Below are 14,328 nucleotides of genomic sequence, written 5' to 3'. Positions count from 1 at the left end.
ACCGGTCCCATGACCATCACCGCACCCGCCCAGCCGCAGCCCGACACCGATGCCTCCGGCCTGCCCGCGTGGTTCAGCCACGACCGGTTCGGCATGTTCATCCACTGGGGCCTCTACGCGCTCCCGGCTCGCCACGAGTGGGTGAAGAACTTCGAGCGGATCACCGACGAGGACTACCAGAAGTACTTCGACCACTTCGACCCGGACCTGTTCGACCCCGCCGACTGGGCCCGCCGCGCCCGCGAGGCCGGGATGAAGTACGTCGTGCTCACCACGAAGCACCACGAGGGCTTCTGCCTGTGGGACACCGCCCTCACCGACTACAAGTCCACGAACACCCGCTTCGGACGGGACATCGTGCGCGAGTTCGTCGACGCCGTCCGCGCCGAGGGGCTCCGGGTCGGCTTCTACCACTCGCTCATCGACTGGCACCACCCGGACTTCACGATCGACGGCGTGCACCCTCGTCGGGACGACAGCCCGGAGGAGATCGCCCGGCTCAACGAGGGCCGGGACATGGCCCGCTACCGCGAGTACCTGCACGGGCAGGTCGAGGAGCTGCTGACCGGCTACGGCCGGATCGACTACCTGTTCTACGACTTCTCGTACCGGGACAACGACCACGAGGACCGCTGGGGCGGCAAGGGCCGGGACGACTGGGGCTCCGAGGAGCTGATGGCGCTGACGAAGCGGCTGCAGCCCGGGATCATCGTCAACGACCGCCTGGACATCCCCGGCGACCTCGTCACGCCCGAGCAGTACCAGCCGGACAAGCCGATGGAGGTCGACGGCGTCCCCGTGCCCTGGGAGGCGTGCCAGACGCTCAACGGCTCGTGGGGCTACGACCGCGACAACCTCAACGTCAAGAGCGTCGACCTGCTCGTCCGGATGCTCGTCGACGGGGTCTCGAACAACGGGAACATGCTGCTCAACGTCGGCCCGACCGGCCGCGGTGAGTTCGACGGGGTGGCGCGGAGGGCGCTCGAGGGCATCGGGGAGTGGATGCGCCGGCACGACCGCTCGGTGTACGGCGCCGGGCCGTCGTCGTACCGCGCGCCGGCCGGCACCGTGTACACGCAGCGGGGCGACCGGCTCTACCTGCACCTGCTCACCTGGCCGTTCGAGCACGTGCACCTGCCCGACCTCGCCGGCAAGGTGGCGTACGCGCAGCTCCTGAACGACGCGTCCGAGGTGCACTTCCGCGAGATCCCGCCGGGCACCCGCGCGCAGAACACCGGACTCGGCGGCCAACCAGCGGGGACGCTGACCCTGACGCTGCCGATCGTCCGCCCCGACGTGGCGGTGCCGGTCGTCGAGCTGTTCCTCCGCGACTGATGCAGCGGATCCTCTCCCGCACCCGGCTGCGCGCCGGACACGAGGCCGAGTACGAGCGGGTGCACGCCAGCATCCCGCCCGAGCTCGCCGAACGCCTGCGCGCCGCCGGGGTCGCGAACTGGAGCATCTGGCGCGACGGCCAGGACCTGGTCCACCTCATCGAGGTCGAGGACTACCGTGCGATGCGACGGGCACTCGCCGACGACCCCGTGAACGCGGCGTGGCAGGCCGTGGTCAACCCGCTGCTCGAGGCGGACGACGACTACTCCGGCAACGACGACGGCGTCCCCCTGGTGTGGACGCTCGAAGGGCAGGCATGAGCGACGTGGACCTGGACCGCGGGCCGTTCTGGTTCGGCGGGGCCGGCATCGGGAACCTGTTGCGGGAGGTGTCCGACGACGACGCCCGTGCGACGGTCGACGCGGCGTGGGACGTCGGCGTCCGCGGCTTCGACACCGCCCCGCACTACGGCCTCGGGTTGAGCGAGCGGCGGCTCGGGGCGGCGCTCGCCGGACGGCCGCGGGACGAGTACGCGATCTCGACGAAGGTCGGGCGGCGGCTCGTGCCCGGGCCGGGCGACGGGGTCGACGACGACGGCTTCGCGGTGCCGAACGACCTCGTCCGGCAGTGGGACCCGACCGCCGACGGGGTCCGTCGGTCGCTCGACGAGTCCCTCGACCGGCTCGGCCTCGACCGGGTCGACATCGCGTACCTGCACGACCCCGACGTGTACGACCTGGCGGCCGGGCTGACCCAGGCGCTGCCGGCGCTCGCCGCGCTGCGGGACGAGGGCGTGGTCCGGGCGGTCGGCGTCGGGTCGAACTCGGTGGCTGCGGTGACGGCCGCCGTCGAGACCGGGCTGTGCGACGTCGTCATGCTGGCCGGGCGGTACACGCTGCTCGAACAGCCCGCCGCCGCGCTGGTCGACCGGTGCGCCGAGACCGGCGTGGACGTCGTCGCGGTCGGGGTCTACAATTCCGGGCTGCTCAGCCGTCCGCTGCCGGCGCCGGACACCACGTACGACTACGCCCCGGCCCCGCCCGAGCTGGTCGAGCGGGCGCGGGCGCTCGCCGCGGTGTGCGAACGGCACGGCGTCACGCTGCCCGAGGCCGCGCTGGCGTTCCCGCGTCGTGCCGAGGCCGTCCGAGCCGTGGCGGTCGGTGCGCAGTCGGAGGACCAGGTGCGCGAGAACGCCGCCCGGGCCGCTGCGACGGTGCCCGAGTCGCTGTGGGACGAGCTGCGCGAGGCATCGTTGCTCCCGGCCTGACCCGGCGTGCAGCGGGCCGTGGCCGCCCGCCCGGCATCGCACCCCGCCGCGGACGTCGCACCCCGACCAGACGGGGCGCGATGTCCGTCCGGGGGTGCGGCGCAGACCGCGCCGGAGGGCTCCGCAGCGACGGGCCCGGTCACTCGAGGGAACGGCGGAGCCAGCGCTCGACGCCCTCGACGTGTGCGACCACGAGCGACTGCACGAGCTGCGGGTCGCGGCGACGGATGGCCTCGACGATGGCCGCGTGCTCGTCGAGCGTGCGCTGGACGGAGCCGTTCTGCGTCAGGCCCCGCCAGACCCGGACACGGACGGTCTTGCTCGACAGGGCGTCGAGCAGGCCGGACAGGTACCGGTTGCCGCCGATGCCGGCGATCGTGGAGTGGAAGTGCAGGTCGTGGGCGACGAGGTCCTCGACGCCCGTGTCCTCGCCGACGCTCTGCATGAGCACCGCGAGGTCGTCGACCTGCTGTTCGGTCGCGCGGGCGGTCGCGAGCACGGCGGCCGCGGGCTCGAGGATGCGCCGGACCTCGAGCAGGTCGACGAGGGACCGGTCGTGGTGCATGTCGACGACGAACGACACGGCCTCGAGCAGCACGTTCGGCTCGAGGGACGTGACGTACGTGCCGTCGCCGCGACGGACGTCGAGCACGCGGATGAGCTCGAGGGCCTTCACCGCCTCGCGCAGGCTGTTGCGGGACAGACCGAGCGATTCGCTCAGTTCCTTCTCCGGAGGGAGGCGCTGCCCCGGTCGGAGCTCACCGCTCACGATCATCTGCTGGATGCGTGCGATCGCATCGTCCGTCAACGACGCCACGTCACCACCTCCTGCTGCAGCCCGGCAGCGCCGGGTCGACGGGCCGGACCGCGTACGCGTCCGGACACGCCGAATCTAGCCGACCCGTGCCTCCCGGCCGGCCCCGCCCGCCACGCGCCGTCCGTCACGCGGGTCGGAGACGGAGGGCCTGCATGCCCCCGTCGACCGCGAGGTCGACCCCGGTCGTCGACCGCGCGCTGGGGCTGCTCAGGTAGGCGACCGCCTCGGCGACCTCCTCCGCCGCGACGAGGCGACCGTGCGGCTGCCGTGCCTCGAGCGCGGCACGCTCCGCCTCGGGGTCCGCCGCAGTCGACAGCAGCCGGGCGACCCACGGGGTGTCCGCGGTGCCCGGGTTGACGGCGTTCACGCGGATGCCCTCGCGGAGGTGGTCGGCGGCCATCGCGCGCGTCAGGGCGGCGATCGCGCCCTTCGTGGCCGAGTAGAGCGCGCGCTGCGGCAGCCCGGCGGTCGCGGCGATGGAGCAGGTGTTGACGATCGACGCGGCCGTCGACGCCCGCAGGTGCGGGAGGCACGCGCGCGAGAGCCGCACCGCGCCGAGCACGTTGACCTCGTACACGCGCCGCCACTCGTCGTCCAGGTTGTCCTCGACCGTGCCCTGCGCGCCGATGCCCGCGTTGTTGACGAGCACGTCCAGTCCGCCGAGCTGGTCGACGGCAGCCGCCACGGCGGCCCGGACGGACTCGTCCGACGACACGTCGCACGTGACGGACGGCGCCGACGGGGACGGCTGCAGGTCGAGCACGACGACGGTCGCGCCGCGCTCCTGCAGTGCCGCGACGATCGCGGCGCCGATGCCGGAGGCGCCGCCGGTGACGACGGCGCGGAGTCCCTCGTGCGTCCCGGGCATCACGCAGCCCCCATCGTCTGGCGCTGCGTGCCGAGGCCGTCGATCGAGCACTCGACCACGTCCCCCGGGCGGAGGTACGGTGCGCCACCGCCGAGGGCGACACCCGCCGGGGTGCCCGTGTTGATGACGTCGCCGGGCTGCAGGACCATGAACTGCGACAGGTACCGGACGACCTCGACCGGGTCGAAGACCATGTCCGCGGTGGTCCCGTCCTGCCGGACCTCGCCGTTCACGGTCAGGCGCATCCGCAGGTCGGCGGGGTCGACGGCGTCCGCCGTGACGAGCCAGGGTCCGAGGGGGTTGAAGGTCTCGCAGGACTTCCCCTTGTCCCACTGCCCGCCGCGCTCCAGTTGGAACGCTCGCTCGGAGACGTCGTTCGCGACGGCGTACCCGGCGATGCACGCTGCGGCGTCGGCGGCGGAGGCGCAGTAGCGCGCGGTCCGCCCGACGACGACGGCGAGCTCGACCTCCCAGTCGGTCTTCTCGCTGCCACGGGGGACGAGCACGGTGTCGTCCGGCCCGACCACGGTGGACGGGTCCTTCATGAAGACGATGGGTTCGGTGGGGATGTCGGCGCCCGTCTCCGCGGCGTGGTCCCGGTAGTTCAGGCCGATGCAGACGACCTTGCCCGGGCGGGCGACCGGGGCGCCGCGGCGCATGTTGTACGCGCCGGTGAGCTCGGGCAGGTCGCCGGCGTCGCGGGCGTGCCGGACGAGCTGCGCGGGGCCGGGGTCGCTCGCCAGGAACGCTCCCGTGATGTCGGAGGTCAGGCTCCGCAGGTCGAGGACCCGGCCGTCCTCGTCGATGGCCACCGGGATCTCCTCGCCGATCGGGCCGAGTCGTGCGAACTGCATCGTTCCCCGTTCCTCTGGGTGTGCGCGACCGGACGTCGCGCAGACATCCTATGTCTGGCTGGGGTGCTCGACAAGGTACGTCCTGGTGGCGGTGCCGGCGAACACGGTGTCACGCTCGGTGGGGGAGAGGTCGGCGAGGGCGGCCTGCGTGGTGGCGAGCACCGTGGCGTGGTCGGCGACCAGGGTGGAGACGGGCCAGTCCGAGCCCCACATCGTGCGGTCCGGGCCGAAGTGCTCGACGGTCTCGCGGAGGTACCGGTGGACGGGGCGCTCCCGCCAGTCCGGGCCGGCCTCGGTGAGGAGTCCGGAGGCCTTGACGACGACGTTCGGGCGGGCGGCGAGGTCGCGCATGCGGGAGCGCCAGGCGTCGGCGGGGCCGGGGTCGCCGGGGCCGCGGTCGGGGTGGGCGGCGGCGGCACGCAGCTCGGCGGCGCGCGGTTCGCCGGCGCGCGGTCGGGTGGTGCGCGGTTCGTCGGCGATGGCCGGTTTGCCGGCGTGGTCGAGGACGAAGCGCCCCTCGGGGACGGCGTCGACGAGGGCGAGTGCAGCCGCGTGCTCCCGGGCGCGGACGAGCAGGTCGAACGCGAGTCCGGCGGCGGCGACGGCACGGACACCGCGGACCACCTCGGGGCGGGCGAGCCAGCCGGGGTCGGGTTCGTCGTGGGCCTGGTGCCGGATGCCGACCAGGCGGGGCCCGGGGTCCGCACCGCGGGGGCCGGCGCTGTCGGAGCCGGCGCCGCCGGGGCCGGCGCCGCCGGGGCCGGCGCCGCCGGGGCGGGCGCCGCCGGGGCGGGCGCCGCCGGGGCGGGCGCCGTCGACCAGGGCGGCCAGTCGGTCGGCGACGTCCGGTGCCGTGAGGTCGACCCAGCCGACGACCCCGACGACCGGGCTGGGCTGGGTCAGGAGCCACTCGGTCTCGCCGGGGTCGTGCGCCGCCTGCACGACGATCGTCCGGTCGATGCCGGCGGCTCGCGTGAGGGCGCGGAGGTCGAGCGTGTCGAAGCGGCGGCGGAGCGGGGCGACCGAGTCGTCCATCCAGGGGTACGGCCGGTCGGACGGGTCCCAGAGGTGGTGGTGAGCGTCGATGATCACGAGCTCATCCTGCCGGATTCATCCGATGTCCGCGCGGCGGTGCGCGCTCCCGACCCGCGGGCTGGTGGCGTGGCCGAGTCTCGCGCTGGACGACGAGTCTCGCGAATGCGCGGCCGGGACTCGTCGCTCAGCGCGAGACTCGGGCCGCGCAGAGCCCGCGGCCGGCGTCAGACCACGCCGGACGCCTCGAGCTCGCCCTGGAGTTCGGCGTCCGACGGCTCCACGAAGTGCTTGCCGTTCGGGAGCACCACGACGGGGATGTTCTTCCGCCCGCTGATCGCCTCGGCGCGGTCGGCCGCCGACAGGTCCGCCTCGACGTCCACGTACTCGTAGTCCACGCCGAGCCGGTCGAGCAGCGCCTTCGACCGCCGGCAGTCGCGGCACCAGTCCGCGCCGAACATCGTCACCTTGTCGAACGTCTCGTCAGTCATGTCCACACAGTACGTCCGTACAGGTCCGGACATTCCCGCGGCATCGGCGGCGCGGCCGGAGCACGATGGCCGCATGACCCTGACGACGGACGTCGCCGTCCACCCGCACCACCGCCACGGCTGGTGGTGGAAGACCCTGCTCGCCGGCTTCCTGCTCTGGGCCGTCACCATCGTCGTGACGGTGGTGACGCTGAACACCAACCTCGTGCCGACGATCATCCTGCTCGGCAGCTTCCTCGTGCCGTTCACGGTCGTCCTGTTCGTGATCGAGCGGGTGACCGGGACCGTGAGCACGATGCAGCTCGTCACGGCGTTCTTCGTCGGCGGGATCCTCGGCGTGCTCGGTGCCTCGCTCCTCGAGGCCGACCTGCGCCAGGGCGCCTTCATCTACGTCCTCGTGGGCTTCGTCGAGGAGTTCGTCAAGGGCGTCCTGCTCCTGTTCGTCGGTTGGCGCGTCCGCCCGAAGACCGCCGGCCAGGGTGCCCTGCTCGGCGCGACGATCGGCGCGGGCTTCGCGGCGTTCGAGTCCGCCGGGTACGCCTTCAACGCGGCGATCACCGAGCGCGGCATCGACCTGGTGTCCCTGCTGCAGACCGAGGTGGTGCGGGCCGTGCTGTCGCCGGTCGGGCACGTGCTCTGGACCGCGATCCTCGGAGCGGTGCTGTTCGGCGCCGCGCGGGGCGGGGCGAAGCTCCGCTGGTCGTGGTGGATCCCGGTCGCGTACGTCGTCGTCTCGGTGCTGCACGGACTGTGGGACAGCAACAGCACCCTGTCGACGCTCCTGGCGTTCGTGTTCACCGGAACGCCCCTGTCGGCGGCGCAGACCGGGACGGTGCCGCCCGGGCTGGCCTCGCTCGCGACGACGCTGTACGTCGTCGGGTTGCTCGTCGTGACCCTGATCGGCGTGGTCGTCCTCGTCGCGGTGCTCGTGCACCATCACCGCCGGGACGGCAGCCCCGAAGCCGTGGCGTGGTCTCGGTCGTCCGCGCCGGCATGGTCGGTCAGCAACGCGGGTGCGGAGGATCGGGATTGGCGGTCGACGCCACCCCGGCTGCCTGGGCAGTGATGCGTCCGGCACGGGGTCCGATCCTCCGCTTCCTGCGCTCGCTACTGGCTCGCGCGGACCACACAGCTCGCGACGACGCCCGTCGGGAAGCCGATCGACGCTCCGATGCAGACCGCGCACGCCGTGCCGGCGGTCACGATGCAAGCGGCACCGCACACCCCGGCGAGGATGGCGAGGACCCAGGCGTTCACGTTCTGCTTGCTCAGGCAGTCGTTGAGCTTGGCCCAGAACCCGGCCGACGCGCGTGACTGCTGTGCGGCGAGCGCGACGCTCTTCTCTGCCTCCGCAGCGGTGATCGACTTCGAGAAGCGCAGTTCGCGGTCCTGCCAGACCTCGAGGCTCCCGCCGCCCTCGCCGTCCCCTCGGAAGGCGAACTCGACCGTGGTCGTCAAGCGACCAGCTGCGTCGAAGAAGGAGGATCGGCTCGAGATGGTCTCCAGCCCTGCCCCCTTCAGGCCGATCCTGACGACGGAGCCGCTGCCGTTCGCGAGCACCGTCGCGGTGGATCCGTCGAGCGTCGCTCCGCTCGACGTTCGGTGATCATCGAGAGCAGCTCGACGGACCGCCGCCTCACGTTCTGACGCGGGGAGCTCGTCGAGTCGGTTCTGGACGAGGGCTTGCTCGAAGTCCGCGATCTCAGCCGCGCGGTCTCGGACGGCCGCTGCCTCGGCTGGGACCGGACTCAGTGTCGTCGCGATCATGGCGATCGCGGCACCCCCGACGAGGAAGGCCGTGAACCGCTTCGAGAGCGCTGCAGTGTTCATCTCCTGTGGTGGATGGCAAGGGTCACCATCGCCGCCAGGGAGGCCAGGGGCACCGCCGCACTCCAGGCGACGATCGCCTGGTCTGGCATTGCTGCGCCCACGGCAGCCAATCCTGCTGTCATCAGCAGCAGTGCGGCTGTGAGCCGTTTCCCTCGGTGATCTCTGCGCATCATCTCCTCCGCGCTCAACGATCGAAGACCGGTCCCGCGGCGTCAAACATCAGGAATCAGATATTCACACCAGCCGAGCGTGTCGCGCGGGTCCGGCCAGGGCGAGCGACTCCCCACCCCGCCCCGCCACCCCCGCCCCCTACGATGTCCCCATGCCGCAGCGACCCGACCCCGCCCGGGCCGCGTGGGCCTCGGCAGCCGTCCGCCGCTTCGCCGCCGCGACGAACCTGCTCGTCGCCGCCCGCACCTACCGCATCGTCGGTGGCGACCCCCGCGACACCGCCGCGCTCGACGCCCTGCTGACCGGACTCGGCGCCCGTCCGGCCGAGTCGCACGAGCCCGTCGACCAGCTGTGGTGCCTCGGGGACCCCGCCGAGTCGACCGCGGCCGTCGAACGCGAGGCCGACCGCCCCCGCGGCGCGACCCTCGTCGTGGTGGACGCCGGCCGGTACGTCCCCGCCGTCGACGAGGACGCCTTCGGCCCGGTCGCCCCGGCACGCCCCGGGGTGCTCGCCGTCCCGGCACTGTCCGACGACGTGTTCCTCGTCTCGACGGGCCGCGACCCCGAGGACGACCCCGCCGCGGCAGCCCGCATCCGCTGGGCCCGGCGCTCGATGCCGGTGTCGCGCGCGGTCGCCGCCGAGCTCCGGGACGGCGGCCTGCTCCGCGGCACCCGGGTCGGGGTGTCGATGGTGCTCGAACCGAAGACCGCGGTCCTCGTGCTGCTCCTGCGGGACGCCGGCGCCGAGGTGGTCGTCTACGCGCACGCCGACGAGACCGACGACGCGGTCGCGCAGGCGCTCCGGGACGCGGGTGTGCCGGTGCACGCGTCGAGCACGGCGACGACCGCCGAGCAGAAGACCCTCGCGCTCGCGATGCTCGACACGCGTCCGCACGTCCTGCTCGACGACGGCTCGCACCTCGTCCGGCTCGCCCACCAGGAGCGGCCGGACCTGCTGCCGACGATGCTCGGCGCGGCGGAGGAGACGACGAGCGGCCTCCGACCGCTCCGCACGATGGCGGCGCGCGGCACGCTCGGCATCCCCGTGGTCGCCGTGAACGACGCCCGCAGCAAGACCTTCTTCGACAACCGGTACGGCACCGGGCAGTCGACGGTCGCCGCGACGCTCGACCTGGTCGACGGGCTCGCGTCGTCCGCGCACCGCGTCCGGCCGGGAGGCTCGGCGGTCGTCGCCGGGTCCGGTCCCGTCGGCGAGGGGGTCGCCCAGGTGCTCCGCGCCTTCGGCTTCCGGGTGACGGTCGCCGAGGTCGACCCGGTCCGGGCCCTGCAGGCCCGGTTCGCCGGCTCCGCGGTGGCGCCGCTCGTCGACGCGGTGCGGGACGCCGACCTGGTGATGAGCGCGACCGGGGTGCCGGACACGATCGACCACGCGGTGCTGCGGGCCGCAGCGGACGGCGCGGTCGTGTCGGTCGCCGGCGGGGTCGACCACGAGGTCGCCGTCGAGGACGCCCTGGCCGCCGGGGCGACCCGTGTCCCCGAGGCGCCGGGTGTGGAGCGGCTGACCTGGCCGGACGGCCACCACGTGCTGCTCCTGGCCGGGGGCGCCGGGGTCAACACGAGCGCGGCCGAGGGCAACCCGGTCGAGATCATGGACCTGTCCTTCGCGGTGCAGCTCGGGGCCGTGCGGATGCTGCTCGAGCACGGTGACGAGCTCGAGCGCGCCGTCGTGCCGGTCGACCCCGCGGTGGACGAGGCGACCGCCCGCGCGGCGCTCGCCGCCTGGGGGAGCCGCTCCGATCCTCCCGTCCGTCCCGCTGGCCACCTGCCGGACCGCGAGCCGGACGTCCGCACCCACCGCTTCGGCGACCCGTCGACGGACCACCGGCCGTGAGCGCCGCGCACCCGACCGTCGTCCACTCCGCCCGCGTGGTGGTCCCGATGACCGCGCCGCCCATCGCCGACGGCGCGGTGGCGGTCCGCGACGGTCGGATCCTGCACGTCGGCGACCGCTCCTGGGTCGTCGACCAGCTCGACGGCCAGCCGTTCACCGAGCGGCGGTGGCGGGGTGCCCTGCTGCCCGGGCTCGTGAACGCGCACTCGCACCTGCAGTACACCGGCATGGCGGGTGTCGGGCAGCGGCAGTACCACGGCTTCGAGGACTGGGCCGCCGCGTTCAACGTCGACTACGCCCGGCCGCACGACTGGCGGGCCGAGGCGTCCGCCGGCGCCGAGGCCTCGCTGCTGGCCGGTGTGACGAGCATCGCGGACATCGTCACCGACATCGAGGCAGCGACCGTCCTCGGCTCGTACGGCCTCGGTGGGATCACCTACTGGGAGGTCATGGACCAGGAGAACCAGGCGTGGCAGGAGCACGGCCGCGCCCAGGTCCTCGACGAGCTCGCGCGCATCCCGACCACGCCCGGCGCCGGACTCTCCCCGCACGCGCCGTACTCGCTCGACGTCGCGCCCCTGCTCGAGCTCCCCGACATCGTGCGGCAGCGCGGACTCCGCCTGCACCTGCACCTCGGCGAGGCCGCGTTCGAGGGCGAGCGGACCGCGCTCGGCCCGGTCCCCGGGCTCGAGGGCGTCGACGGTGTCGGACCGGCCGGGGGTGGACACAGCGCAGACTGGCACCTGGCGAACGTCCCGTCCTTCCGGGCGATGCGCGCGCTCGGGTTCGGTGCGAGCGCCACCGCGTTCGTCGACCGGCTCGGGGTCCTCGGGCCGGACTGCCACATCGCGCACGGCGTGTACGTGACCGCCGCCGACCGGGCCCTGCTCCGGGCACGCGGCACCGCGGTCGCGCTCTGCCCGCGCTCGAACGCCGTCATCGGGCTCGACCCGCCCCCGGTCGCGGACTACCTGCGCGAGGGCAGTCCGATCGCGATCGGCACCGACTCGCTCTCGTCGTCGCCCTCGCTCGACCCGATGGCCGACGTCACGGCCCTGCACCGCATCGCCCGCGCGCAGGGCTACGGCCACCGCGACCTGCACGAACGGCTCCTCGCCGCCGCGACCCTCGGCGGCGCGCACGCGATGGGCCTGGCCGTCGGGCCGGACCGCGCCGGGCACCTGGCCGTCGGGGCGCGGGCCGACCTGGCCGTGTTCGACGTCGACGCACGCACCGTGCCGGACGCGCTCGCCGAGCTCGTCGAGGACGGTGCCGGTCGCGCCGTCGCCACCGTCGTCCGCGGGGTGGTCCGTGCGAGCGACGGTGTCCTGCACCCGTTCGACGCCGGCACCCCCGTGCCCGTCCCGTGACCGACCGCGCCCGCGCGCTCGTCCTCCGTCTCCGTCCCCGTCCCCGTCCCCGTCCCCGAGGAGTCCCGATGACCGACACCGCACCCCGTCCCGGCATGGTCCCCCGTCGCACCGTCGACGGCCGCGTGCTCGAGTGGCTCGACGTGCCCCAGCGTGCCGCGGCGCTCGGCATGGACCCGCACCCCGAGGGCGGCTGGTACGTCCGGACGTGGACCTCGCCCTCCGAGGTCGCCACCCCCGCCGGGCAGCGTCCCGCGGCGACGCTCATCCACTTCCTGCTGCCCCCGGGTGAGGCGTCCGCCTGGCACCGGGTGACGAGCGACGAGATCTGGATGTGGCACGGTCCCGACACCGTCGTGCTCGAGCTCGGCGGCAGCGGGGACCAGCCCGAGCCCGGCGACCGCATCACGCTCGGCCCGGACGCCGGCCGGCACCGGCTGCACGACGCGCAGGCGTTCGTCCGCGGCGGGGTCTGGCAGCGGACCCTGCCGAGTGACGGCGAGGTGCTCCTGAGCTGCATGGTCTCGCCCGGCTTCTCGTTCGACGACTTCACGATGGCGGACCCCGCCTGAGCGGACCCGCGCCCGCCTGCCCGGCCCGTCCCGACCGCCCCGCGTGTCACGGGCAGTCGCCGGCGTCGCGCTGGTATCCCACCCGCCGGTACACTGCGTCCTGCCCCCGACCCTCCTGACGAAGGCCCGCCCGTGACCCGCACCCGCCGTCTCTCCCTCGCCGTCGCCACCGCCGCGGTCGCCGCCCTCGCGCTCGCCGCCTGCTCCGCCGGGGGCAGCAGCTCCGCCGACGGCAACGTCACCGCGGGCAAGCTCACGATCGCCACCGGCGACCCGGCGTACTCGCCCTGGGTCGAGGACAACGAGCCGCAGTCCGGGAAGGGCTTCGAGGCCGCCGTGGCGTACGCCGTCGCGAAGGAGATGGGCTACGGCAAGAGCGACGTGGTCTGGAAGCGCAGCACCTTCGACAGCGCGATCGCCCCCGGCCCGAAGGACTGGGACCTCAACGTCCAGCAGTTCTCGATCGACGCCAAGCGCAAGAAGGCCGTCGACATGTCCACGGCGTACTACACGACCACCCAGGCCGTCGTGACCACGACGAAGTCGAAGGCCGCGAAGGACACCACGGTCGCCGCGCTCAAGGGCGACACGATCGGCGTCGCCGCCGGGTCGACGAGCATCCAGAGCGTCAAGGACGTCCTCGGCGTCACCCCGCAGGTGTTCAACTCGAACGACGACGCGGTCCTCGCCCTGAAGTCCGGGCAGATCGACGCCATCGTCACCGACCTGCCGACTGCGTTCTACATGTCGGGCGCCCAGCTCGACGACGGCACGGTCTCGGCGCAGTTCCCGCAGGACGGCACGGGCGACCAGTTCGGCTTCGTGCTGCCGAAGGGCTCCGCGCTGACGAGCAAGGTCGACGAGGCGCTGGCCGCCCTGAAGTCCGACGGCACGCTCGAGCGGCTGCAGACGACCTGGCTCTCCTCGGCGACGAACACCCCCGTCCTGAAGTAGCCCGGTGACCGTCCCCTCAGGCGCCGGCACCCCGGTCGCCACACCAGCGCCGAGCCCGGTGGAGGCCGAGCGCCGGCTGTACCGTCGGCAGCGCGGCCGCCGCTCGGTCGTGGTGTCGGTCGTCTCGACGCTCGTCGTCGTGGTGGTGCTCTGGCTCGGCGTGGTGAACACCCCCGGGTGGGCCGCCGTCCAGCAGTCGTTCTTCGACCCGCAGACGGCCGTCGACGTCTTCCCACAGGTCCTGCTCGGCCTCTGGCTGAACATCCGGATCCTGTTCTTCGCGAGCATCGGCGTCGCGGTGCTCGGGACGCTGCTCGCGGTCGTCCGGGGCCTGCGGAGCCCGGTGGTCTTCCCGCTGCGGATGCTCGCGACGGCGTACACCGACCTGTTCCGCGGCCTGCCGCTCATCATCGTGCTGTACCTGGTCGGCTTCGGCATCCCCGGGCTCGGCATCTTCCCGCGCCAGCCCCCGGAGGTCTGGGGCACCATCGCGATCGTGCTCACCTACTCGTCGTACGTCGCAGAGGTCCTGCGCGCCGGCATGGAGGCCGTGCACCCCTCGCAGCGGCTCGCGGCCCGGTCGCTCGGGCTGTCGCACGCCGGGACGCTCCGGCTCGTCGTGCTGCCGCAGGCGATCCGCAAGGTCACGCCCGCGCTCATGAACGACTTCGTGTCGATGCAGAAGGACGTCGGGCTCGTGTCGATCCTGGGCGCCGTGGACGCGGTCCGCAGCGCGCAGATCGCCCAGGCCGAGGCCTACAACTTCACGCCGTACCTGGTCGCCGGACTCCTGTTCGTCGTGATCAGCCTGCCGCTGATCCGCGTCACGGACGCGGTCGCGCGGCGCCAGCAGCGCCGTGAGCAGATCGGAGGGACCGTGTGACCGAGGCATCCGCTGCGGGGGCGGGCCGCGCC

At 73.5% G+C, this 14,328-nt stretch carries 15 protein-coding genes; 9 read left to right on the top strand and 6 right to left on the bottom strand.

Features of this window, described 5'->3' with window-relative positions; all coding sequences use genetic code 11:
* The first annotated feature begins 9 nt into the window (after positions 1–9).
* From LQK89_RS14485 to LQK89_RS14475, 3 genes are read left to right on the top strand one after another with little or no spacing between them, the layout of a single operon-like run.
* Positions 10–1,335 (top strand): alpha-L-fucosidase, encoded by a 1,326-nt coding sequence (locus LQK89_RS14485; RefSeq protein ID WP_144804067.1) that lies wholly within the window; start codon positions 10–12, stop codon positions 1,333–1,335.
* The gene (locus tag LQK89_RS14480) at positions 1,335–1,655 is read left to right on the top strand and encodes an L-rhamnose mutarotase (RefSeq protein ID WP_058740450.1); all 321 of its coding nucleotides are present in this window, start codon (positions 1,335–1,337) and stop codon (positions 1,653–1,655) included. Before LQK89_RS14485 ends, LQK89_RS14480 begins: the two co-directional genes overlap by 1 nt.
* Positions 1,652–2,602: an aldo/keto reductase gene (locus tag LQK89_RS14475; RefSeq protein ID WP_231049523.1), complete on the top strand. Its 951-nt coding sequence runs from the start codon at positions 1,652–1,654 to the stop codon at positions 2,600–2,602. The genes LQK89_RS14480 and LQK89_RS14475 overlap by 4 nt, the downstream gene beginning before the upstream one ends.
* A gap of 139 nt (positions 2,603–2,741) precedes the next feature.
* On the opposite strand, the gene LQK89_RS14470 is transcribed toward LQK89_RS14475, so the two are convergent.
* The 5 genes from LQK89_RS14470 to LQK89_RS14450 form a co-directional block, all read right to left on the bottom strand.
* Positions 2,742–3,419 (bottom strand): FadR/GntR family transcriptional regulator, encoded by a 678-nt coding sequence (locus tag LQK89_RS14470; RefSeq protein ID WP_174777466.1) that lies wholly within the window; start codon positions 3,417–3,419, stop codon positions 2,742–2,744.
* A gap of 124 nt (positions 3,420–3,543) precedes the next feature.
* Positions 3,544–4,287, bottom strand: coding sequence for an SDR family NAD(P)-dependent oxidoreductase (locus LQK89_RS14465; RefSeq protein WP_058740447.1), 744 nt, complete (start codon positions 4,285–4,287; stop codon positions 3,544–3,546).
* Entirely contained in the window at positions 4,287–5,141 is an 855-nt protein-coding gene (locus LQK89_RS14460) for a fumarylacetoacetate hydrolase family protein (protein WP_231049522.1), read from the bottom strand. The genes LQK89_RS14465 and LQK89_RS14460 overlap by 1 nt, the downstream gene beginning before the upstream one ends.
* A gap of 48 nt (positions 5,142–5,189) precedes the next feature.
* Positions 5,190–6,233 (bottom strand): amidohydrolase family protein, encoded by a 1,044-nt coding sequence (locus LQK89_RS14455; protein ID WP_231049521.1) that lies wholly within the window; start codon positions 6,231–6,233, stop codon positions 5,190–5,192.
* A gap of 167 nt (positions 6,234–6,400) precedes the next feature.
* Entirely contained in the window at positions 6,401–6,664 is a 264-nt protein-coding gene (locus LQK89_RS14450; protein WP_114849559.1) for a glutaredoxin family protein, read from the bottom strand.
* A 73-nt stretch (positions 6,665–6,737) separates the two neighbouring features.
* Here LQK89_RS14450 and LQK89_RS14445 point away from each other — a divergent pair, with 73 nt between their 5' ends.
* Positions 6,738–7,730 (top strand): PrsW family intramembrane metalloprotease, encoded by a 993-nt coding sequence (locus LQK89_RS14445; protein ID WP_083519732.1) that lies wholly within the window; start codon positions 6,738–6,740, stop codon positions 7,728–7,730.
* A 41-nt stretch (positions 7,731–7,771) separates the two neighbouring features.
* On the opposite strand, the gene LQK89_RS14440 is transcribed toward LQK89_RS14445, so the two are convergent.
* Positions 7,772–8,494, bottom strand: coding sequence for a hypothetical protein (locus LQK89_RS14440; RefSeq protein WP_231049520.1), 723 nt, complete (start codon positions 8,492–8,494; stop codon positions 7,772–7,774).
* Positions 8,495–8,816: 322 nt separating this feature from the next.
* Between LQK89_RS14440 and LQK89_RS14435 the strand changes: the two genes are divergently transcribed.
* From LQK89_RS14435 to LQK89_RS14415, 5 genes are all read left to right on the top strand, one after another.
* Positions 8,817–10,517, top strand: a complete 1,701-nt coding sequence (locus LQK89_RS14435; RefSeq protein WP_231049519.1) for an adenosylhomocysteinase — start codon at positions 8,817–8,819, stop codon at positions 10,515–10,517.
* Positions 10,514–11,887: an amidohydrolase family protein gene (locus LQK89_RS14430; RefSeq protein WP_231049518.1), complete on the top strand. Its 1,374-nt coding sequence runs from the start codon at positions 10,514–10,516 to the stop codon at positions 11,885–11,887. The genes LQK89_RS14435 and LQK89_RS14430 overlap by 4 nt, the downstream gene beginning before the upstream one ends.
* Before the next feature lie 68 nt (positions 11,888–11,955).
* On the top strand, positions 11,956–12,459 hold the full coding sequence (locus LQK89_RS14425) for a cupin domain-containing protein (protein WP_229666866.1): 504 nt from the start codon (positions 11,956–11,958) through the stop codon (positions 12,457–12,459).
* 132 nt (positions 12,460–12,591) lie between these two features.
* Positions 12,592–13,413 (top strand): ABC transporter substrate-binding protein, encoded by an 822-nt coding sequence (locus tag LQK89_RS14420; protein WP_174777475.1) that lies wholly within the window; start codon positions 12,592–12,594, stop codon positions 13,411–13,413.
* Between the two features lie 4 nt (positions 13,414–13,417).
* Positions 13,418–14,296 (top strand): amino acid ABC transporter permease, encoded by an 879-nt coding sequence (locus LQK89_RS14415; protein ID WP_231049517.1) that lies wholly within the window; start codon positions 13,418–13,420, stop codon positions 14,294–14,296.
* Positions 14,297–14,328 lie beyond the last annotated feature (32 nt).

Source organism: Curtobacterium sp. C1 (genome assembly GCF_021049325.1).
Classification (GTDB): Bacteria; Actinomycetota; Actinomycetes; order Actinomycetales; family Microbacteriaceae; genus Curtobacterium; species Curtobacterium citreum.
Note: the sequence above shows the minus strand (reverse complement) of the source record. Positions and strands in the feature narration are given on the sequence as shown.